The following is a 19,413-nucleotide window of genomic DNA, read 5'->3' as shown; positions in this document are numbered from 1 at the left end:
TGCCGTAGGTTACGGGATCGTAGGGTTCCGGCCGGGCACCTTCATCGCCCTCGACACCCCCCAGGGGATGCCCATGAGCACAAGCTCAGATCTGATCGAAGACGCCGCACCGGCGCCAACCGACACCGCTGTTCCCTCCGCGACGCTGGGCGGTGAGCAGAAGCGTTCGATCGAGCAGATCACGCTGCTGCTGTTCATCACCGTCCCGTTCCTCGCCCTGGTCGCGGCGGTGCCGCTGGCCTGGGGGTGGGGGGTGAGCTGGCTCGATCTTGGCCTGCTGGTGGTCTTCTACTATCTGGGCTGCCACGGGATCACCATCGGTTTCCACCGCTACTTCACGCACGGGTCGTTCAAGGCCCGGCGTCCGCTGCGGATCGCGCTGGCCGTCGCGGGGTCGCTGGCCGTGGAGGGCCCGCTGGTCCGCTGGGTGGCGGACCACCGCAAGCACCACAAGTTCTCGGACGCGGAGGGTGACCCGCATTCGCCGTGGCGTTACGGCGAGACGGTGCCGGCGCTGATGAAGGGCCTGTGGTGGGCCCACGTCGGATGGATGTTCGACGAGGAGCAGACGTCGCAGGAGAAGTACGCACCGGATCTGATCAAGGACCCGGCGATCCGCGCGATCTCCCGGCAGTTCGTGCTGTGGACGGTGGTGTCGCTGCTGCTGCCGGCGGTGATCGGCGGTCTGGTGACGATGTCGTGGTGGGGCGCGGTCACGGCGTTCTTCTGGGGTTCGCTGGTGCGGGTGGCGCTGCTGCACCACGTCACCTGGTCGATCAACTCGATCTGCCACGCGGTCGGCAAGCGCCCCTTCAAGTCCCGGGACCGCTCGGGCAACGTGTGGTGGCTCGCGGTGCTGTCCTGCGGCGAGTCCTGGCACAACCTGCACCACGCGGATCCCACCTCGGCGCGGCACGGCGTGATGCGCGGCCAGATCGACTCTTCGGCGCGCATCATCCGCTGGTGCGAGCAGCTCGGCTGGGCGTACGACGTGCGCTGGCCGTCGCAGTCACGGATCGCCTCGCGCCGCAAGCAGCCCGTGTAGCGGTGTCCGGCTGCGCGGGGAGTCCGGCTCCCGGGGGATCGCCGGCCTGACGGCACGGCATGATGGAGAGCGTGGCGACCGATTCCAGCACACCGAGCAACGAGAAGCCGCGACGGGCCCGTCGGGTCCGCATGACGGGTGCGGAGCGACGCCAGCAACTCCTGGTGGTCGGTCGCACGCTGTTCGCCGCCCGAGGTTTCGAAGGCACGTCGGTGGAGGAGATCGCGGCCAAGGCCGGGGTCTCCAAGCCGGTGGTCTACGAGCACTTCGGCGGCAAGGAGGGCCTGTACGCGGTGGTGGTGGACCGCGAGATGCGGCGGCTGCTGGACATGGTGACCAGTTCGCTGACCGCGGGCCATCCGCGCGAGCTGTGCGAGCAGGCGGCGTTCGCGCTCCTCGACTACATCGAGGAGCACACGGACGGGTTCCGCATCCTGGTCCGGGACTCCCCCATCCCGCAGTCCACGGGCAGCTTCGCCTCGCTGATCTCGGACATCGCCACCCAGGTCGAGGACATCCTCGGCCGTGAGTTCAAGAGCCGCGGCTTCGACCCGAAGCTGGCCCCCCTGTACGCCCAGGCACTGGTCGGCATGGTCGCGCTGACCGGCCAGTGGTGGCTGGACGTCCGCAAGCCGAAGAAGGCGGAGGTTGCGGCGCATCTGGTGAATCTGGCGTGGCATGGGCTGGATGGGCTGGAGCAGAAGCCGCGGCTGATCGGTCACCGGAAGTGTTAGCACCTCCGGTCGCCACCGCGGCGGCGGTCAGCATCGTGGTGCCTGACTCCACCGTGGTGCCTGCCTCCACCTCGGCGGCGGTCACCGCCGTCGTGCCCGACTCCACCGCGGGCCGGGCCGCGCGCCCGTTTCGGCGTCCGGTGCCCACGCAATAAGGGGCGCGGGGCTGTGACATCTTGCGGCTCCGCCGCGGGGCGCGACCGGCCACGACGCGACCTTGCGGTCGCCACCGGCCTGAAGGGGCTGTTTCTGTCGTGTTCGGGCCACCGGCCGGTGGGGGCTGGTCGCGCAGTTCCCCGCGCCCCTATCGGGCGCCTTCGGCGCCACTGGGGGCACCCCGGCGTTCAGGTCGCGCCCACGCGGCGAAGCCGCAGATCGACACAGCCCCGCGCCCCTTGTAGGCGCCTTCGGCGCCATCGCGCTCAGGCGCCGGTCGGCTCCAGGAACTCCAACCGGTTGCCCACCGGATCCTCCGAGTAGAAGCGGCGGTGCCCGGGGAGGTCGTCGTCCCAGACGACCTTCGCGCCGCGCTCGGCGAGCCGTGCCGCGTAGGCCGCGATGCCGTGCACGCGCAGGCCGGGGTGCGCCTTGCGGGCGGCGCGGAAGTCCTGCTCGATGCCCAGATGGAGCTGGACGCCCGCCCGTCTCGCACCACCGCCCTCAGTCGACTGAGCTGCGCTCGTGCCGCTCTGCTCGGCCTCGAACCAGCAGCCGCCGCGGGCCGCCAGCGCCGGGGGCTTGGGGATTTCCCGCATGCCGAGGACGCCGACGTAGTACGCGCGCAGGGCGTCCTCGGAGCCGGGTGGTGCGGCGAGCTGGACGTGGTCGACGGCGATCAGCATCAGGCACCTCCCAGCCCGCCGGCAGCCTCGGCGCCCCGGGGCTTCGTGGCCACCGCGAAGATCCGTCGGAACGGCAGCACCGTGCCGTGCTCCGTGGTCGGATACGCCTGCCGCAGCAGGTCGCGGTACTCGGCGAGGAACGCCTCCGTCGCCGCCGGGTCGTCGGCGAGCGCGGTGAGGACGGGCCGCAGGCCGGTGCCCTTGACCCAGTCGAGCACCGGGTCGTCGCCGGTCAGCAGGTGCAGGTAGGTGGTTTCCCAGACATCGGCCGAGCAGCCCAGGGTGGTCAGCCGGTGCAGGTACTCGGCCGGCTCCAGCACCGCGTCGGCGTGCCGCAGCAGCCCGGCGAGACGGTCCTTCCACCGTTCGGACTCGGCCATCTTGCGCATCAGGGCATGGCTCGGTGCGTCGAAGTTGCCGGGCACCTGGAAGGCGAAGCTGCCGCCGGGCGCCAGGCCGTCCAGCCAGGCCGGGAACGACTCGGGGTGCCCCGGGACCCATTGCAGGGTGGCGTTGGTGATGATCAGGTCGTACGGCTCTCCCCCGCTGCCTTCAAGGGCTCCCCCACTGCCTTGAGGGCGTGGGTGGTGCCCCCGTCCGGTGCCCCCGGGCGAGGGCGTCCAGTCGCGGGCGTCGGCGTGCGCGAAGTCGAGACGGCCGCCGCCGGCCGTGGGGCCCGCGTGGTCACGGCGGGCCTGCCGCAGCATCTCGGGCGAGTTGTCCAGGCCGGTGATGTGCGCGGTCGGCCAGCGCTCGGCGAGCAGCCGGGTGACGTTTCCCGGGCCGCAGCCCAGGTCGGCGACGCGTAGCGGCCGGTCCTTCGGTGCCGGCGGCTCGGGTACCCGGGCGAGCAGGTCGGCGAAGGGGCGGGCGCGGTGTCCCGAGTGACGCAGGTACTGGCCGGGGTCCCAGGTGGGTGTGGTGCTGGGCATGACGGTGCTGCCTCCTCGGTCTCCGCGGGGCGGTGCCGAAACCCCTCCCCGCACCGGGTCGTGTTCGCTGCCGGACTCCTGAACGGCATCGTGTCGCCCATGATAAATCTTGATGTCAAGAGACTTCACGTCGACAGACCGATTAGACTGATCGCATGGAGGACGAGGTCGATCGGCTGGTCGCAGCGTGGCGCCGGGAGCGCCCGGACCTCGATGTGGAGCCGCTGGAAGTGCTCAGCCGGGTGAGCCGGCTGGCCCGGCATCTCGACCGTGCCCGGCGACTGGCGTTCTCGGAGCACAACCTGGAGCCCTGGGAGTTCGACGTGCTGACGTCGCTGCGGCGCGCCGGAGCGCCGTACCAGCTCTCCCCCGGGCAGTTGCTCACCCAGACCCTCGTCACCTCCGGCACCATGACGAACCGCATCGACCGGCTCGCGAAGAAGGGCCTCGTCGAGCGGCTGCCCGATCCCAGTGACCGCCGCGGAGTGCTGGTGCGGCTCACGCCGGACGGCCGGGACCGGGCCGATGAGGCGCTGGCCGGGTTGCTGGTGCAGGAGCGGGCGTTGCTGGCTGAGCTGTCCCGGGCGCAGCGCAGCGAACTGGCGGCGTTGCTGCGGCAGCTGACGGCCCCGTTCGACAACACGCCGGGCTGACGCCCGGGTGCCCGGTCCGTGCCGGGTTCCCGTCAGGGGCGCGGGGAGTTGGTGGGTACTTCCACGCGGGCCGCGGGCCGCGGGCGGTCCCGGTCCGGGGGAAAACCCCCGGGCAGAGAGGGGGCGGCCATGAGTGACGTGGCCTTCGCCGGCTGGGATCGTTCTGGGTATGAAGCCGACAACGAGCCGCATGGCGACTCCGACAGCTCAGGTGGCTCGGACACCTCAGGTGACTCAGACGCCTCAGACGACTCGGACGCCTCAGACGACTCGGACGCCAGCGACGACTCCGACCGTACGCCTGTTGTTCGCCGCCGCACCGGCGTGCTTTCTCGCCGGGTGGCTGCTGATGCGGCCGATCGGCGGGCAGGCGGAGCCCGGTGGCTGGTGGACCGCCGCGCACGCGGTCTGGCTGGCGGGGTTCGTGATGTTCGCGGCGATGGGCCTGCGCTTCGGTGGGCTGATCACCGCGGATGACGCCGGAGCTGCGACGGGACCGACGGCCGGGCGTAGGGCCGTGCTGCGGGCGAGTGTGCTGCTGGTCCTGCTCAGTTCACTGGCGAACGTGGTGCAGTTGGCGCTGGACCTGGTGGGCGGGTTCCGCGCGGCGGACCGGGCGGAGTTGCAGGACATGTTCGGGGGCGTGAAGGACATTCCCGGCGCGGAACAACTGATCTACGGCGTCGGAGCCCAGCTCGTCTTCGTCGGCCTGGTGGCGTTCGCCATACTGGCCGCGGTCGCGCGGCGGGCCGAGGCGTGGACGGCGGCGCTGGTGACCGGAGGCACGGTGGTGCTGGCGGTCGCGATGGGCTTCGGACGCAACCACTGGCTGGTGCCGGTCGGTATGACCGTCCTGCTGGCCGGGCTCGCCGTGCTGGGCGGGCAGTTGACGCGACGCCCGGCCCGCGCAGCGGATTCGTGACCGTCGTGGTGGCCGTCGACCCGTCGCGGGTGAACTCTTCCATCGCCCGGCGCCTTGTGTCCGCCCTCAAGAAGGCAGTCGGCGAGGTGGACGTCCTCACGCGGCCGGCCGCGGTTCAGGACGCCGCCTCCTCCAAGTCCGCCGGGCCGACGCCCGCCCGGCGGGCCAGGGCCACGGCGGCGAGGGTGGAGTGGACGCCGAGCTTGCCCAGCACGTTCTGCATGTGGGTGCGGACGGTGTGCGGGGAGAGGAAGAGGCGCTCGGCGACGGCCTGCCGGCCGAGGCCGGCGACCATGCAGCGCAGTACCTCGCGCTCACGCGGGGTCAGCGACTCGATCAGGCGCTCGCTCTCGGTGCGGTGCTTGCGCGCCGCGGTCAGCTCCCGCAGCACGCCGGTGAGCAGGGCGGGCGGCAGATGCGTTTCATCACGGAGTACGCCGCGTACGACCGTGAGCAGTCGGGAGAGCGAGCAGTCCTTGGCGACCCAACCGCAGGCGCCCGCGGCGAGCGCGAGCGCGGCTCGGTGCGGGTCGTCCCGCTCGGCGAGCACCACGCTGCGCACCGCGGGCTGTGCCGCTCGCACGCCGGCCACCAGGGAGATGCCGTCGACGACACGGTCCGCCCCGCCGTCCGGGACCGCCACGGCGCGCCGCACGCCGTGCTCCGCGGCCCTGCCGGGACCGGCGGCGGCTGCCGCGTCCAACGCGAGGCTGCCGAGGTCGGCGTCGACGAGCAGCACGTCGAACGGCCGCCCCACGGCGGCCGCACGCTCCAGGCAGCGCAGCGCCATGCGGCCGCTGCCGGCCGGCGTGACATCGACATCGGGCTCTGCGGCGAGGGCCGCGGCCAGCGACTCGGCGAAAATACGGTGGTCGTCGACGACCAGGACTCGGATCCGAACCACGTCACACCCCCACAGGCCGGGGGGCGACCGGTGCGGGTACGGCGCCCGGAGTGATGCGAACCGGACCGTACCGGCCCGGATTCCTGCGGGTCACCACAGCCGCACGGCCGCCGCCGTACTGGAACTGTCTCCCCCACACCGGGCGTCGTACCCGACTTCTCTCGCCCCCTGATCGGCACCGGCCCCCACCGGTGCAGTACTCAGAGTAAGGCTGCCTGGCCTGAGCGGAAGGAGATTTACAGAACTCGTCGTCGGCGGGCGCGTCACGACGGGGCGTGCCGAGCGGTCGGGCGAGCGGCGCTCGCCGGTGTGGCGGGGCAGGAGTTTATGGTGAGACGCATGTTTCGGCTTGAGACGGAGATCGACAGCGTCGACAAGGCACGGCAGGCCCTTCTCAGGTCCCGGCTGCGGCAGACCAACACCGAGGCGTCCGCTGAGCTGCGCGCCCTGCGCGGGACTGCGCACGAGCGCGAAGCCCCCGTGCAGTTGTGGGTGTACACGGACGAGAGTGCCGGCGGCAGCGGCGGGGCCGCGGCGTCGGACGGGAACCTGGTGGCCGGGCTCGACGCGCACACCTGGGCGGGGTGGCTGCACGTCAACCTGCTCTGGGTCGACGCCGGCCAGCGCGGCACCGGCATCGGTTCCCGGCTGCTCGCGGAAGCCGAGCGGATCGCCCGTGAGCAGCGCGGCTGTCGCCACTCCCGGGTCTGGACCTGGGACTTCCAGGCCCCGAAGTTCTACCAGAAGTACGGCTACGAGATCGTGTGCACGATCCCCGACTATCCGCCGGGCATCACGGAGTACACGCTGACCAAACGCATCGGCTGAACCGACGTCCCGGCTCGCCCGACGACCGCACGGACGCGCCGTCCTGGTGGGGCCTGAGGTGCACGGGCCAGGCCCCGGACCGCACCGCAGGAGGGCCGATGGCACCGAGGAGGGCGCCGGCCGGTTATGACGAGCGGCGCCGTGAGGTGCTCGCCCGGCTCCATGCGCGCCGGCACGAGCTGGCGCACGAACTCGTCGGCGCGTACCGGAGCGTGATCACCGAGTACCGCGAGCTGCCCGAGTCGGTGCTGTCGCGTGATGTGTTCGAGGTGGCGGTACGGAACATCGAGCACCTTGTGGGCACGTTCGAGGACGGCTTCGAGGTCAGCGAGCAGGACCAGGACTGGTTGTTCCGCAGCGCCGCACGCCGGGTGCACCAGCAGGTCAGCCTGCCGTCGCTGCTGCGCACGTTCCGGCTGTGGGGCAACCATCTGTGGCGTTCGATGGCCGAGCTCGCGGGCGACGACGACGTGGGGCGGCAGCTCACCATCGACGCGGCGGACGGGGTGATGGCCTACGTCGACCAGGTGTCGCTGGGCGTGAGCCGGGCCTACGAGCAGGAGTCCGCCGAGGTGGCCTCCGACGAGCGGACCCTGCGCACCGACGTGCTGGAGACCCTGCTGTCCGGGGAGCCGGTGAACGAGCGGGCGCGCCGGCAGGTCGCCCTGCTGAACATGACCCTGCGGCAGCGGCTGCTGGTCGTCGTGGTGCGCACCACCGACCGGGCGCGGACGCCGCAGGCGGTGCGGGACGCGCGTGAGCTGCTGGCACCGCTGGCGAAGGTCTGCCTGGTGGGAGCGCGTGGCGCCGAGGTGGTGTGCATCTGCTCGGCCGAGTCGGGTGCGGAGGCCGCCGCGCTCGAACGCGCCGCGCACTCGCTCGCCGCCGGGCTGGGCCTCGTGGTGGGCATCGGCCGGGCGCACCCGCATCTCGACGGGGTGCGCCGCTCCTACGCCGAGGCGCGCGACGCGGCACGGCTCGGCGCGGCGGCCCGCCCCGGTCGGGCGGTCAGGTTCCCCGACGTGCTGCTGGACCAGGTGCTCCAGTCCATCCGCCCGATCGACGCGCTCCTGGAAGAGACGGTTCAGCCGCTGGTCGAGTACGACGCGCGCAAAGGTGCCGGACTGCTTCTGACCCTGCGGGCGTACGTGGCGGCCCGCAGCAACCTGACGCACGCCGCCGAGCAGCTGTCGGTCAGCCCGAACACCGTCGTCTACCGGCTGCGGCGAATCCACACGCTGACCGGCTGGAACCCGTCGGACGTCGACGATCTCCTGCTGCTCACCCTGGGCCTGCGGCTGCACGACTCGTCCCCGCCGCTGCACTGACGGACCCTGCCACTGACGGCCCTCCGCTCGTGCGGTGTCCCTCCCCCTCTCGGTTTCCGCGAAGGACCGGGGTCGAAGACCTCGGTTTCTGCCATGACGTGCCTTCCGCCCCGGCCGTAGCGTGGCCACACCGCGATCGCCATGAACGGCCGTAAATCGTAGGAAAACCTGCTTTCAGCCGGCACCGCTGCACCCAGTGCGTGCGCGCACCGTGCGTCTCGCCGCCGCTGCGGCGCACCGCAGGTTCCGCCGTCCCACCTGATGCTCAAGGGAGAGTTCGTGATGGGCCACCGCATGTCTGCGCCCGCCCCCGCACCCGACCCCGCACCGGCCACCGCTTCGGGCCGCCGCCGTCTGCGGATCGTGCTGTGCACGGTGCTGATCGGCGCTCCGGTCGCCCTCGGGCTGGCCGTACCGCTGTACCAGCGCCAGGGTCCCGCGCTGGCCGGCATACCGTTCTTCTACTGGTTCCAGATGTCGATGGCGGTGCTGGCCGCGCTCGGTACCGGCAGCGTCTACCGGCTGCTGTTCGCCGGGGCGGACGACGCGTACGGGCAGGCACCGTCATGAGGTTCGACGGTGTCGCCTTCGGGGTGTTCGCCACGCTGCTGGCGCTGATCACCGGCATCGGGTTCGTCGCGGGCCGGTGGCGGCGCGCCGGAGCCGACAGCCTCGACGAATGGGCGCTGGGCGGCCGTACGTTCGGGCCGTTCATCACCTGGTTCCTGCTCGGCGGCGACCTGTACAGCGCCTACACCCTCATCGCGGTGCCCGCGGCGGTCTTCAGCATGGGCGCCTTCGGCTTCTACTCGATCCCCAACGCGATCGTCCTGTACGCCCTGGGCTTCCTGTTCCTGCCGAGGCTGGTCGCGCTCGCGCACGCACGCGGCTATGTGACGCTGACCGACTTCGTGAACGAGCGGTTCGGTTCGCGGACGCTGGGGCTGGCCATCACCCTGACCGGGCTGCTCGCCACGCTGCCCTACCTCGCGCTGCAACTCGTCGGACTCGAAGTGGTCTTCGGGGCGCTGGGCCTGGGCGGTTCGGCGGACCAGAACTGGTTCGTCCGTGATCTTCCGCTGCTGATCGCCTTCGCCATCCTGGCGGCCTTCACCTACTCGTCGGGGGTCAGGGCGCCGGCGCTGATCTCCTTCGTCAAGGACGGTCTGACGTATCTCGTGGTCATCGTCGCCGTCGTGGTCATCCCGGTCAGGCTCGGTGGGTTCGGTGCGGCCTTCGAGAAGGCGTCGGCGGCGTTTTCGTCCGGAGGTGCGGGCGGCGGTGATGCGCTGCTCTCCGTCCAGCCGAGCGTCTACGTCACGCTGGCGCTCGGGTCCGGCATGGCCTTCTTCCTGTACCCGCACTCGATGACCGGGGTGTTCGCGGCCCGGGGGCCGAAGACGGTCCGGCGGAACATGTCGGTGCTGCCGATCTACACGGTGCTGCTGGGGTTCGTCGCGTTGCTGGGCGTGCTGGCGCTGGCGGCCGGGGTGCGGCCCTGGGGCGGCAATCCGCAGTACGCCGTTCCGCAGTTGCTGGCCGGGATGTTCCCGTCCTGGTTCGTCGGGGTCGCCTTCGCCGCCATCGCCATGAGCGCCCTGGTACCGGCCGCGATCATGGCCATCGCCGCGGGCAACCTGGTCAGCCGGAACCTGTACCGCGAGTTCGCCCGCCATGAGGTGTCGCAGCACGCCGAGACCCGCGTCTCCAAGATCGTCTCCGTGCTGGTGAAGGTCGGCGCGCTGGTCTTCGTGCTCACCATGGACAGCAACTTCGCGCTGAACTTCCAGCTGCTCGGCGGGATCTGGATCCTCCAGACGCTGCCCGCCGTGCTGCTGGGCCTGTTCACGCGGCACTTCGCCGACCGGTGGGCCGTGCTCGCCGGCTGGGCGGTCGGCATCGGCTACGGGACCTGGGCGGCCTACGGAGTGAAATCGCCGTCCGGAGGGCCGTTCGGCGGCTCCACCGCCATCCCCTTCTTCGTCCACAGTCCGCTCTACATCGCGATCTCGGCGCTGCTGCTCAACCTGGTCGTGGCGGTCGCCGGATCCACCGTGCGGCGCGCGTTCGCGCCACGGCCCCGGGCCGGCGGCCTCCCGCACGCGGACGTCCCCGTGCCGGTGACCGCGCACGAGGCCTGACCCACGCCCGCCCCCCCAAACTGGAGGTTCCATGGCTCCCGGAATCCGCGTGTCCGACCAGGGCCCGGTGCGCATCCTGACCATCGACAACCCGGCCAAACGAGGCGCCTTCGGCCACGGCATGGCCCCCGCTCTGCTCGCCGAGCTCGACCGGGCGGACGCCGACCCGGCGGTGCGCGTCATCGTGGTCACCGGCACGGACGGCTGCTTCTCTTCGGGGCACGACCTGCAAGAGGTGCTCGACGCCCCCGAGACGGCCGGGGACCCGGTGGCCAACGCCGCGTTCACCCGCCCCGCGGAACTGACCACCCCCGTCATCGCCGCGATCGACGGGCCCGCGTACGCGGCGGGTTTCATCCTGGCGCTCAACTGCGACCTGCGGGTGGCCGGCGCCGGTGCCCGGTTCTGCGCGGTGGGCGCCGCGATCGGTCTGGTGCCGGTCGGCGGGCAGCTCAGCAGGCTGCTCGACGTGGTGAGCTATCCGGTCGCCTTCGCATGGCTGGCCACCGCGGCTCCGTTCGACGCCGAGGAGGCGCTCCGGCACGGGTTCGTCGAGCGGATCGGCGACGGCGACCGCGCACTCGACGACGCGCTCGCGCTGGCCCGGGACATCGCCGAGGTCTCGCCGGCGGTGCTGGCGGCGGTCAAGTCGGGTCTGCGGCACACCCTGGCGCACGGGCTCGACGCCGGCCGGGCGGCGGAGCCGCTGCTCGCGGCCCTCGTGCAGCGGCTGCCCGACGGTGCGGAGGGCGTGCGCGCGTTCCTCGAACGCCGCCCTGCCGACTATCCCGACGCCCCCGGGGACCTGCGCGAGCGCATCGCGAAGGTGCTCGCGTGAGCGCCGCGAACTCCCCCGCCGCTGCGCCGGTGCCCGCGCCCCGGCGGCTGCGCGAGGACGTCGTGCGTGACCTGGCCGCCCGTTACGGCCTGCCCGCCAACCCCGTCGTCTTCGCGCCGGGCGCCGAGGAGGCCGCCGCCGCCGCGCGGCGGCTGGGGCGGCCCGTCGCCGTGAAGCTGGTGGCCGACGGCGTGGTGCACAAGAGCAGGGCCGGCGGCGTGCTGCTCGGCGTGGCGCCCGACGATGTCCTGGACGCCACCGAACGGCTGCTCACCGAGCAGCGCGCCAGCGGCGTCGAGGTGCGCGGGGTGACCGTCGAGCCGATGGTCGAACCGGGTCTCGAGGCCGTGGTGGGCGCCCTGTACGAGCCCTCGTTCGGGCCGGTCGTGATGGTCGGCTCCGGTGGTGTGGACGTCGAGACGCTCGGCGACGTCGCGTTCGCCCTGGCGCCCGTCGACCACGGCGGCGCGATACGGCTGCTGGAGCGGACCAGGATCGGCGCGATCCTGCGCCGCCGGCTCCCGCCGGCGCACGAGAGGCTGGCCGAGTTGCTGGTCGGCATCGGCGGCGCCGACGGCATGCTGCTGAACGAGCCGGTCGACCAGATCGACCTCAACCCCGTCGTGGTGAGCGCCACCGGCATCGTCGCCGTCGACGCACGCGCCGTGGCCCGGGAACCCGCCGGAGACGTGCACCCGGCGGCGCACGCGCCCGACCCCGCCGAGGCCTACGAGGCGCTGCACCCTGGCATCTACCCGGGCTCGCTCGCCGTGCTCGGCGCCTCGGCCGACCCGCGCAAGATGGGTCACCGCGCCGTGCGCACCGCGGTCGAGCTGGGATTTCGTGGCTCCGTCCACCCGGTCAGCCGGTCGGCGGCCGAGATCCTCGGCCGGCCTGCGGTCGGCTCCGTCGACGAACTGCCCACGGGCATCGACCGGGCCGTGGTGGCGCTGCCCGCCCCCGCCGTGCCCGACGCGCTGCGCCGGCTGGCGGCCCTGGGCACCAGAACGGCCCATGTGTACACCGCCGACACCGAGGACCTGGCGGCCGTGGTCGCGGGGACCCCGATGCGGGTGTTCGGGCCGAACTGCATCGGCCACTACACCCCGTACGCCCAGCTCACCATGATCGGCTCCGGCGCCTCGCCGACGCGGCGGGGCGGCATCGCGGTGGTCTCGCAGTCCGGCACCTACGCGGGCGACGTGGTGCGGCGCGGCAACGAGCTGGGCCTGGAGTTCAGCTTCGTCAGCTCGGTCGGCAACTGCCACGACGTGTCGCCGTCGGAGCTGCTGGCCTTCTGCGAGGCCGACGAGCGGACCACGGTCGCCGCGTTCTACCTGGAGGACGACCGCGACGCCGGCCGCTTCTTCCGTCTTGCGGCGGGCATGAGCACACCGGTCGTGCTGTTCAAGGGGGGTCGCAGCGCGGTCGGAACGGCCGCCGCCGCCTCGCACACCGGCGCGCTGGCGGCCGATCCGCGACTGCTCGCCGACGCCGCACACGCCGCCGGTGTGACGCTGGTGGACAGCCTCGACGCGCTCCTCGACACCCTGCTCGTGCTCCAGCACGTGCCCCACCCGGCGGGTCCTCGCCTCGGTCTTGTCGGCAGCGGCGGCGGCGTGGCCGTCGTCGGAGCCGACGTGGCCGGCGCGCACGGGCTGCGCCTGGCCCCGCTGGGCGAGGCCACCGCCGGTGCGCTGGCCCGGTTCGCGGCGCCGGGCACGAGCCTGGCCAATCCGGTCGACATACCGGTGTGGTCGCTGTTCGACGACAGCGGGCCGTTCACCGGCGCGCTGGTGCGGGCCGTCGCCACCGACCCGTCGATCGACTGCGTGTGCGCCTATCTGGACGTCGGCACGGTGTACGACCTGCTGGACGGTGCCGAGGCCGCGGCGCTCGTCACCGCGCTGACCGATGACCTGCTCGCCGCCGACCGCGACGGCACCCCCCTGGTGCTGGTGCTGCGCAGCAGCACCAGCCGGGAGCAGGACGAGCTGGTGCGCGGGCTGCGGGAGCGCGCCGCGGCGCACGGCGTGCCGCTGCTCGACTCGGTCGACCGTGCCATCGCCGCCGTCGGCCGCGGATGGCAGGCCGCCGGCCGGCCCAGGAGCGCGGAGGGGACACTCTGACCATGGCCGACACCACCACGTCCGCGAGCGACACCGGCACCCGCCTGCGGCGTCGCGCGCGACTTGCCCTGGCCACCATCGCCCTGAGCACGTTCCTGTCGATGAGCGTCTGGTTCTCGGCCTCGTTCGTGATCCCGCAGTTCCAGCAGCTGTGGGCGCTCAGCGGCAACGAGTCGGCGCTGCTGACCATCGCGGTCCAGCTGGGATTCGTGCTGGGCGCGGTGACGCTCGCCGGCACCGGTCTCGCCGACGCGGTGCCCGGCGCCCGGCTGATGAGCGTGGGCGCGACGGGTGCGGCCATCGCCAACCTGCTGCTGCTCTGGGCGCCCGGATACGGGATCGCGCTCGGCCTGCGCGCACTGACCGGCGCGTTCCTGGCCGCGGTCTATCCGCCGGCGCTCAAGCTGGTCTCCTCGTGGTTCCGCACGGGCCGGGGCACCGCGCTCGGGGTGATGATCGGCGCCCTCACCCTCGGCTCGGCGGCCCCGCAGCTGGTCAAGGCCACCGGCGGGCTCGGCTGGCAGTCGGTGATCGTCGCGACGTCGGTGCTCACAGCGGCCGGCGGCCTGCTGATCCTGCTGGTACGGGGCTCGGGCCCCCACCCGTTCCCGCGCTCCGCTTTCCACCTCCCGTCGGCGCTGCGTGCGGTGCGCAGCCGGCCCGTGCTGCTCGCGAACCTCGGCTACGTCGGGCACATGTGGGAGCTGTACGCCATGTGGGCGTGGGTGGGCACGTTCCTCGCCTCGCTCGGCCCGTTCGCGCACCGCCCCGACGGTCCGCGTGAGGCGTCGCTGGCGGCGTTCTGCTGCATCGGTGTCGGGGCGGTGGGTTGCCTGGTCGGCGGGCTGCTCAGCGACCGCTTCGGCCGGGCCAAGGCCGCGCTGCTCAGCCTGGTGATGTCCGGCGGTGCCGCCGTGCTGCTGTCCGCGGTGCGCACGCTGCCGCTGCCGGTCGTGCTCGCCGTGGCCTGCTTCTGGGGCTTCTGGGTGATCGCCGACTCGGCGCAGTTCTCGGCGCTGGTCACCGAGAACGCCGATCCGCGGTACGTGGGCAGCGCGGTCACCCTCCAGCTCGCGGTCGGCTACGTCACGACCGCGGCGACCATCTGGCTCGTCCCGGTGCTCGTCGACCGCGCCTCGTGGTCGGTGGCCCTGCTGGTGCTCGCGATCGGTCCGGTGGTCGGCATCGCGGCCATGGCCGGCTACCTGCGAGGACAACGCGCCACGGCGTGAACCCCGGCGTCCGGCCGGGGGCTTCGCTTCCGCCGGACCGTGGCTTCGCTTCCGTCGGCCGGTGGCTTCGCTTCGGCCGAGCGGCGGCTCCTCGCTTCGGGTGCGGGGCGCTCGTCCCCGCCTCGCCCCGTTCCCACCTGACAACCCGTTCATCTCTCTCCCTTGAACCAGTTCACAACCGTCGGAGGTAGTGGCATGTCCGAAACAGATCAGCGGCGCAGTGTCGTGACGGCGGGGACCGACGTGGTCCCGGTGGGCGAGCTGCCTCCGCTGGGGCGGGTGCCCTCGCACATGCATGCGCAGGTGGTGCGCCAGGACCGCTACGGCGACCCGGCCGAGGCGTTCCGCCCCGAGGTGGTGCCGACCCCCGAGATCGGGCCCCACGAGGTGCTGATCGCCGTCATGGCCGCCGGGATCAACTACAACAACGTGTGGGCGGCCCGCGGCTACCCGGTCGACCAGGTGGCCGTGCGGCAGAAGCGCGGCGAACCGGAGGACTTCCACATCGGCGGCTCCGACGCCTCCGGCATCGTCTACGCCGTCGGCTCGGACGTCACCGGAATCGAGGTCGGCCAGCACGTCATCACGCACCCCGGCTGGTGGGACGCGCAGGACCCGTGGGTGCGCGAAGGCCGTGACCCGATGATCGCGAACTCGGCCCGGATCTACGGCTACGACACCAACTACGGTTCGTTCGGCCAGTTCACCCGGGTCCAGGCCCATCAGGTGCTGCCCAAGGCGGAGCACCTGACCTGGGCGGAGGCCGCCGCGCCGACGCTGGTGGGCACCACCGCCTACCGGATGCTGCACGGTTGGGCGGGCAACACCGTCGAGAAGGACGACGTGGTGCTGATCTGGGGCGGGTCCGGCGGCCTGGGCACCCAGGCCAGCCAGCTCGCCCGGCTCGCCGGCGCCGTCCCGGTGGCCGTCGTCTCGGACGCCGAGCGCGGCGCCTACGCCGAGAAGTACGGGGCCGCGGGCTGGATCGACCGCCGGCGGTTCTCGCACTGGGGCATTCCGCCGCTGGTCGACGACAAGGCCGGGCAGCGGGAGTGGACCGCGGGCGCCCGGGCGTTCGGCAAGCGGGTCTGGGAGATCGTCGGCTCCCGCCGGGACCCCGCGCTGGTCTTCGAGCATCCCGGGGCGGCGACCATCCCCACCAGCATCTTCGTCTGCCGCCCCGGGGGCATGGTGGTGATCTGCGCCGGCACCACCGGCTACGACGCCATGGTCGACCTGCGGTACCACTGGACGCGGCAGAAGCGCCTCCAGGGATCGCACGGCACGAACGACGCCCAGGCGATCGCCTACAACGACCTGGTCAGGAGCGGGAAGATCGACCCGGTGCTGGGGCGCACCGTCGCCTTCGGCGAGATCGGTGCCGCGCACGCGACCATGGGCCGCGGCGAGGACGTCTTCGGGAACGTCTCCGCACTCGTCGGCGCGGCCTCGCCGGACGCGGGCCGTGCATGAGAGGCGGCACGTGAGAGGCGGCACGTGAGAGGCCGCGCGTGAGCGTGGGTGTGCGCGCCGGCGCCGGTCGGCGCGCACACCGTCCCACCCCGCTCACACCACCCGGTGCGCCCCTTCCGACGGCACCGCGGTGAAGACCCGGGGTGCCGTGAAGTCCGCGCGGGCGAAGGCGTCGCGTACCGCACGGGTCACGTCCTCGGTGCGGTCCTGGTCCACCAGGACGATCGCCGAGCCGCCGAAGCCGCCGCCGGTCATCCGGGCGCCCAGCGCGCCGGCCGCGTTCGCGGTGTCGACGACGAGGTCGAGTTCCGGGCAGGAGACGCGGAAGTCGTCCCTGAGGGATATGTGTCCCTGGGTCAGGACCGGTCCCACGGCACGGACCTGACCGGCGTCGAGCAGCCGGATCACCTCCGTCACCCGGTGGTCCTCGGTCACCACGTGCCGCACGCAGCTGCGCACTTCTTCGTCGTCGATCCGGCGCAGCGCGGCGTCGAGCTCCGCGTGCGCCACGTCGCGCAGCGCGGGGACACCCAGGGCCGCGGCGCCCGCCTCGCAGGACCTGCGCCGGCTCGCGTAGGCGCCGTCGGCCAGCGTGTGCTTGACGCGGGTGTCGACGACGAGCAGGCACAGGCCGTGCACGGTGAGGTCGAAGGGGACCTGGCGTTCGGTGAGGTCCCGGGTGTCCAGGTAGAGGGCGTGGCCCGACGTGCAGCTCGCGGAGGCCATCTGGTCCATGATCCCGCAGGGCATGCCCACGAAGTCGTTCTCCGCGTGCTGGCACAGGCGGGCCATGCGCGCCCGGGACAGGCCGAGCGAGAACAGCCCGTCCAGGGCGAACGCCGTGGCGACCTCCAGCGCCGCCGACGACGAGAGGCCGGCGCCGGTCGGCACCGCGCTCGCGAAGTGCAGGTCGGCGCCGCCGACGGGCAGCCCTGCCGCGCGCAGCGCCCACAGCACCCCGGCCGGGTACGCGGCCCAGCCGCCGTCCGGGCCCGGCTCCAGCTCGTCGAGACGCAGCTCGTAGGTGCCGCCTGGCACGTCGGCCGAGTGCAGGCGCAGGATCCCGTCGGTGCGCGAAGCGGCGGCGGCGAGCACGGTGTGCGGCAGGGCGAGCGGCATCACGAAGCCGTCGTTGTAGTCGGTGTGCTCACCGATCAGGTTCACCCGGCCCGGTGCCGCCCAGACGCCGTCCGGTGCGCGCCCGTACAACTCCTGAAAGCCCTTGGCCACTGTCTCGGCCGACTCCGTGGACGACGTCACGGCTCCCCCTCCTCCTGCTGGATGCTGCTCCGGGACGACTGCCGTCCTGGACGACTGCTGGCTCGCCGGGGTCGGCCCCGGTCGGCTACTCCGCCGCCACCCGCTGGGCGAACGCCCAGGCGTCGGCCACGATGTCGGCGAGGTCCGGGCGGGCCGGACGCCAGCCGAGGCGGTCGCGTGCGGCGTCGGCGGACGCGACCAGGACGGCGGGGTCGCCGGCGCGGCGGGGTGCGGTCACCTCGGGGACGGGGTGCCCGGTGACCCGTCGGACGGTCTCGATGACCTCGCGCACCGAGAAGCCGGCGCCGTTGCCGAGGTTGCAGATCAGATGCTCGCCGGGCCGTGCCGCCTGCACCGCGAGCAGGTGCGCTTCGGCCAGGTCGGCGACGTGGATGTAGTCGCGGATGCAGGTGCCGTCCGCGGTCGGGTAGTCCTCGCCGAAGACGGAGATCGCCTCGCGGCGGCCCTGGGCGACCTGGAGGACCAGCGGGATCAGGTGCGACTCGGGGTCGTGCCGCTCTCCGCAGTCGCCGTACGCGCCCGCCACGTTGAAGTAGCGCAGCGAGACCGCGGCGAGGCCGTGCGCGACCGCCTCGCCGGTGATCATGTGGTCGACGGCGAGCTTGGACGCACCGTACGGAGAGGTCGGCGCGGTCGGGTCGGTCTCGGTGATCGGGGTGTTGACCGGCTCGCCGTACGTGGCGGCGGTGGACGAGAAGACCAGCGTGCGCACCCCGGCCGTGCGCATCGCGGCGAGCAGCTCCATCGTCCCGCCGACGTTGTTGTCCCAGTACTTCTCGGGCTTCACGACCGACTCGCCGACCTGCGAGAACGCGGCGAAGTGCAGGACCGCGTCGTACGAGGGGTCGAGCCACTTGCCCGCGTCGCGGATGTCGCCCTCGACGAACGTCGCCCCGGCGGGGACGCCCTCGCGAAAGCCGGTGGAGAGATTGTCGAGGACGGTGACCTCGTGGTCCGCCTCCAGCAGATGCTGGGCGACGACGCTGCCGACGTATCCCGCACCACCCGTGACCAGGTACTTGCCCATTACTCGCTCGCTACCTCTCGCAGTCGCATCGCCGCGGCCTCCGGCGGCACATCGTTGATGAACACACTCATGCCGGATTCGGAACCCGCGAGGAACTTCAGCTTGCCGGAAGTGCGGCGGATGGTGAAAAGCTCGAGGTGGAGCGCGAAGTCGTCGCGGTCCACCCGGTACTCGCCGAGATCGCCGAACGGGGCCTGGTGCCAGGCCGAAATGTACGGGGTCGGGGGGCGGCGGACGGGCCCGGCGCCTTCTCCAGCCGGCGTGTCGCCCGCCTCGGCGTCGAAGATGCGGTCGAAGCGCCTCAGGAGCTCCAGGTAGATCCGCGGGAACTCGGCCCGCGCCGTCTCGTCGAGGGCGAGCAGGTCCGGTACCCGGCGCTTGGGGTAGAGGTGCAACTCGTAGGGCCAGTGCGCGGCGTACGGGACGAAGGCGACCCAGTGGTCGGTGTCCAGGACGACGCGGCGGCCGTCGGACAGCTCGTCGGCGACGACGTCGTCGAAGAGGTTGCGTCCGGTGTCGTCGCGGTGCGCGGCCAGCGAGCGGAGCATCAGGGCGGTGCGCGGGGTGACGAAGGAATAGCCGTATATCTGGCCGTGCGGGTGGCCGAGGGTGACGCCGATCTCGGCGCCGCGGTTCTCGAAGCAGAACACCTGGGTCACGGCGGGCAGCCGGCCCAGTTCGGCGGTGCGGTCCGTCCAGGCCTGAAGGACCAGACCGGCCTGCTCCTCGGTGAGGTCGGCGAAGGACGCGTCGTGATCCTCCGTGAAGCAGACCACCTCGCAGCGGCCGGAGTCGCCGGCGAGCGACGGGAAACGGTTCTCGAACACGGCCACGTCGTACGTGGCGTCCGGGACCTCGCTCATGCGGCCCTCGCGTGACGGGCAGAGCGGGCACTCGTCGGCGGGCGGGTGGTAGGTGCGGGCCTGGCGGTGCGAGGCGACGGCGACCGCGTCGCCGAGCAGCCGGTCCCGGCGGATCTCGGAGCGTTCCGGGCCGGCCGGATCGAGCGGGCGACGGTCGACGGCGTCGCGTACCGCGTCATCCCGCAGGTCGTAGTAGATGAGCTCGCGACCGTCGGCCAGCCGGGTCGACGTCTTCTTCACT

18 protein-coding genes are annotated in these 19,413 nt (G+C 72.5%); 12 read left to right on the top strand and 6 right to left on the bottom strand.

Translation table 11 applies throughout. The features are described 5' to 3' along the window. Nucleotides 1–73 precede the first annotated feature (73 nt). Both NQO67_RS14240 and NQO67_RS14235 read left to right on the top strand, forming a co-directional pair. Complete coding sequence (locus NQO67_RS14240) at nt 74–1,045, top strand: acyl-CoA desaturase (RefSeq protein ID WP_255950282.1); 972 nt, start codon at nt 74–76, stop codon at nt 1,043–1,045. Nucleotides 1,046–1,104: 59 nt separating this feature from the next. Then, nucleotides 1,105–1,779, top strand: coding sequence for a TetR/AcrR family transcriptional regulator (locus tag NQO67_RS14235; RefSeq protein WP_255950281.1), 675 nt, complete (start codon nt 1,105–1,107; stop codon nt 1,777–1,779). A 422-nt stretch (nt 1,780–2,201) separates the two neighbouring features. Here NQO67_RS14235 and NQO67_RS14230 read toward each other — a convergent pair whose 3' ends face one another. Both NQO67_RS14230 and NQO67_RS14225 read right to left on the bottom strand, forming a co-directional pair. Continuing rightward, entirely contained in the window at nt 2,202–2,621 is a 420-nt protein-coding gene (locus NQO67_RS14230) for a VOC family protein (protein ID WP_255950279.1), read from the bottom strand. Continuing rightward, the gene (locus NQO67_RS14225) at nt 2,621–3,553 is read right to left on the bottom strand and encodes a trans-aconitate 2-methyltransferase (RefSeq protein WP_255950278.1); all 933 of its coding nucleotides are present in this window, start codon (nt 3,551–3,553) and stop codon (nt 2,621–2,623) included. The genes NQO67_RS14230 and NQO67_RS14225 overlap by 1 nt, the downstream gene beginning before the upstream one ends. Nucleotides 3,554–3,708: 155 nt before the next feature. On the opposite strand from NQO67_RS14225, the gene NQO67_RS14220 reads away from it, so the two are divergent. After that, nucleotides 3,709–4,206 carry a MarR family winged helix-turn-helix transcriptional regulator gene (locus NQO67_RS14220; RefSeq protein WP_255950277.1) on the top strand — a complete coding sequence of 166 codons (498 nt, stop codon included), beginning with the start codon at nt 3,709–3,711 and terminating at the stop codon, nt 4,204–4,206. Between the two features lie 304 nt (nt 4,207–4,510). Then, nucleotides 4,511–5,128: a hypothetical protein gene (locus NQO67_RS14215; protein WP_255950276.1), complete on the top strand. Its 618-nt coding sequence runs from the start codon at nt 4,511–4,513 to the stop codon at nt 5,126–5,128. A 115-nt stretch (nt 5,129–5,243) separates the two neighbouring features. On the opposite strand, the gene NQO67_RS14210 is transcribed toward NQO67_RS14215, so the two are convergent. Continuing rightward, complete coding sequence (locus NQO67_RS14210) at nt 5,244–6,032, bottom strand: LuxR C-terminal-related transcriptional regulator (protein WP_255950275.1); 789 nt, start codon at nt 6,030–6,032, stop codon at nt 5,244–5,246. 327 nt (nt 6,033–6,359) lie between these two features. Between NQO67_RS14210 and NQO67_RS14205 the strand changes: the two genes are divergently transcribed. The 8 genes from NQO67_RS14205 (at nt 6,360) to ccrA (ending at nt 16,001) form a co-directional block, all read left to right on the top strand. After that, the gene (locus NQO67_RS14205) at nt 6,360–6,860 is read left to right on the top strand and encodes a GNAT family N-acetyltransferase (RefSeq protein WP_255950274.1); all 501 of its coding nucleotides are present in this window, start codon (nt 6,360–6,362) and stop codon (nt 6,858–6,860) included. A 98-nt stretch (nt 6,861–6,958) separates the two neighbouring features. Continuing rightward, nucleotides 6,959–8,188, top strand: a complete 1,230-nt coding sequence (locus tag NQO67_RS14200; RefSeq protein ID WP_255950273.1) for a PucR family transcriptional regulator — start codon at nt 6,959–6,961, stop codon at nt 8,186–8,188. A 294-nt stretch (nt 8,189–8,482) separates the two neighbouring features. Continuing rightward, nucleotides 8,483–8,758 carry a DUF3311 domain-containing protein gene (locus NQO67_RS14195; protein WP_255950272.1) on the top strand — a complete coding sequence of 92 codons (276 nt, stop codon included), beginning with the start codon at nt 8,483–8,485 and terminating at the stop codon, nt 8,756–8,758. Further along, nucleotides 8,755–10,329: a monocarboxylate uptake permease MctP gene (gene mctP / locus NQO67_RS14190; protein ID WP_255950271.1), complete on the top strand. Its 1,575-nt coding sequence runs from the start codon at nt 8,755–8,757 to the stop codon at nt 10,327–10,329. Before NQO67_RS14195 ends, mctP begins: the two co-directional genes overlap by 4 nt. A gap of 31 nt (nt 10,330–10,360) precedes the next feature. After that, complete coding sequence (locus tag NQO67_RS14185; RefSeq protein WP_255950270.1) at nt 10,361–11,167, top strand: enoyl-CoA hydratase/isomerase family protein; 807 nt, start codon at nt 10,361–10,363, stop codon at nt 11,165–11,167. Further along, nucleotides 11,164–13,296, top strand: a complete 2,133-nt coding sequence (locus NQO67_RS14180) for an acetate--CoA ligase family protein (RefSeq protein WP_255950269.1) — start codon at nt 11,164–11,166, stop codon at nt 13,294–13,296. Before NQO67_RS14185 ends, NQO67_RS14180 begins: the two co-directional genes overlap by 4 nt. 2 nt (nt 13,297–13,298) lie before the next feature. After that, complete coding sequence (locus NQO67_RS14175; protein WP_255950268.1) at nt 13,299–14,528, top strand: MFS transporter; 1,230 nt, start codon at nt 13,299–13,301, stop codon at nt 14,526–14,528. Between the two features lie 195 nt (nt 14,529–14,723). After that, nucleotides 14,724–16,001: a crotonyl-CoA carboxylase/reductase gene (gene ccrA / locus NQO67_RS14170; RefSeq protein ID WP_255950267.1), complete on the top strand. Its 1,278-nt coding sequence runs from the start codon at nt 14,724–14,726 to the stop codon at nt 15,999–16,001. Nucleotides 16,002–16,094: 93 nt separating this feature from the next. Here the strand turns inward: ccrA and galK are convergent, their stop codons facing one another. The 3 genes from galK to galT form a co-directional block, all read right to left on the bottom strand. Then, on the bottom strand, nt 16,095–17,261 hold the full coding sequence (gene galK, locus NQO67_RS14165; protein WP_255950266.1) for a galactokinase: 1,167 nt from the start codon (nt 17,259–17,261) through the stop codon (nt 16,095–16,097). Between the two features lie 85 nt (nt 17,262–17,346). Then, nucleotides 17,347–18,309, bottom strand: a complete 963-nt coding sequence (gene galE / locus NQO67_RS14160; protein ID WP_255950265.1) for a UDP-glucose 4-epimerase GalE — start codon at nt 18,307–18,309, stop codon at nt 17,347–17,349. Continuing rightward, nucleotides 18,309–19,412 (bottom strand): galactose-1-phosphate uridylyltransferase, encoded by a 1,104-nt coding sequence (gene galT, locus NQO67_RS14155; protein ID WP_255950264.1) that lies wholly within the window; start codon nt 19,410–19,412, stop codon nt 18,309–18,311. Before galT ends, galE begins: the two co-directional genes overlap by 1 nt. Between the last annotated feature and the right edge of the window lies 1 nt (nt 19,413).

The organism is Streptomyces odontomachi (genome assembly GCF_024435355.1).
Taxonomy (GTDB): domain Bacteria; phylum Actinomycetota; class Actinomycetes; order Streptomycetales; family Streptomycetaceae; genus Streptomyces; species Streptomyces odontomachi.
The sequence above is the reverse complement of the archived record's forward strand: the minus strand, read 5'-3'. Positions and strand labels throughout refer to the sequence as shown.

What these genes read in the sequence shown, in the direction of transcription:
- mctP (WP_255950271.1), top strand. Translation starts at nt 8,755, where the DNA reads ATGAGGTTCGACGGTGTCGCCTTCGGGGTGTTCGCCACGCTGCTGGCG.
- NQO67_RS14175 (WP_255950268.1), top strand. Translation starts at nt 13,299, where the DNA reads ATGGCCGACACCACCACGTCCGCGAGCGACACCGGCACCCGCCTGCGG.
- NQO67_RS14185 (WP_255950270.1), top strand. Translation starts at nt 10,361, where the DNA reads ATGGCTCCCGGAATCCGCGTGTCCGACCAGGGCCCGGTGCGCATCCTG.
- NQO67_RS14230 (WP_255950279.1), bottom strand. Translation starts at nt 2,621, where the DNA reads ATGCTGATCGCCGTCGACCACGTCCAGCTCGCCGCACCACCCGGCTCC.
- NQO67_RS14240 (WP_255950282.1), top strand. Translation starts at nt 74, where the DNA reads ATGAGCACAAGCTCAGATCTGATCGAAGACGCCGCACCGGCGCCAACC.
- NQO67_RS14235 (WP_255950281.1), top strand. Translation starts at nt 1,105, where the DNA reads ATGATGGAGAGCGTGGCGACCGATTCCAGCACACCGAGCAACGAGAAG.
- galE (WP_255950265.1), bottom strand. Translation starts at nt 18,309, where the DNA reads ATGGGCAAGTACCTGGTCACGGGTGGTGCGGGATACGTCGGCAGCGTC.
- NQO67_RS14225 (WP_255950278.1), bottom strand. Translation starts at nt 3,553, where the DNA reads ATGCCCAGCACCACACCCACCTGGGACCCCGGCCAGTACCTGCGTCAC.
- NQO67_RS14220 (WP_255950277.1), top strand. Translation starts at nt 3,709, where the DNA reads ATGGAGGACGAGGTCGATCGGCTGGTCGCAGCGTGGCGCCGGGAGCGC.
- NQO67_RS14200 (WP_255950273.1), top strand. Translation starts at nt 6,959, where the DNA reads ATGGCACCGAGGAGGGCGCCGGCCGGTTATGACGAGCGGCGCCGTGAG.
- NQO67_RS14205 (WP_255950274.1), top strand. Translation starts at nt 6,360, where the DNA reads ATGGTGAGACGCATGTTTCGGCTTGAGACGGAGATCGACAGCGTCGAC.
- ccrA (WP_255950267.1), top strand. Translation starts at nt 14,724, where the DNA reads ATGTCCGAAACAGATCAGCGGCGCAGTGTCGTGACGGCGGGGACCGAC.
- NQO67_RS14195 (WP_255950272.1), top strand. Translation starts at nt 8,483, where the DNA reads ATGTCTGCGCCCGCCCCCGCACCCGACCCCGCACCGGCCACCGCTTCG.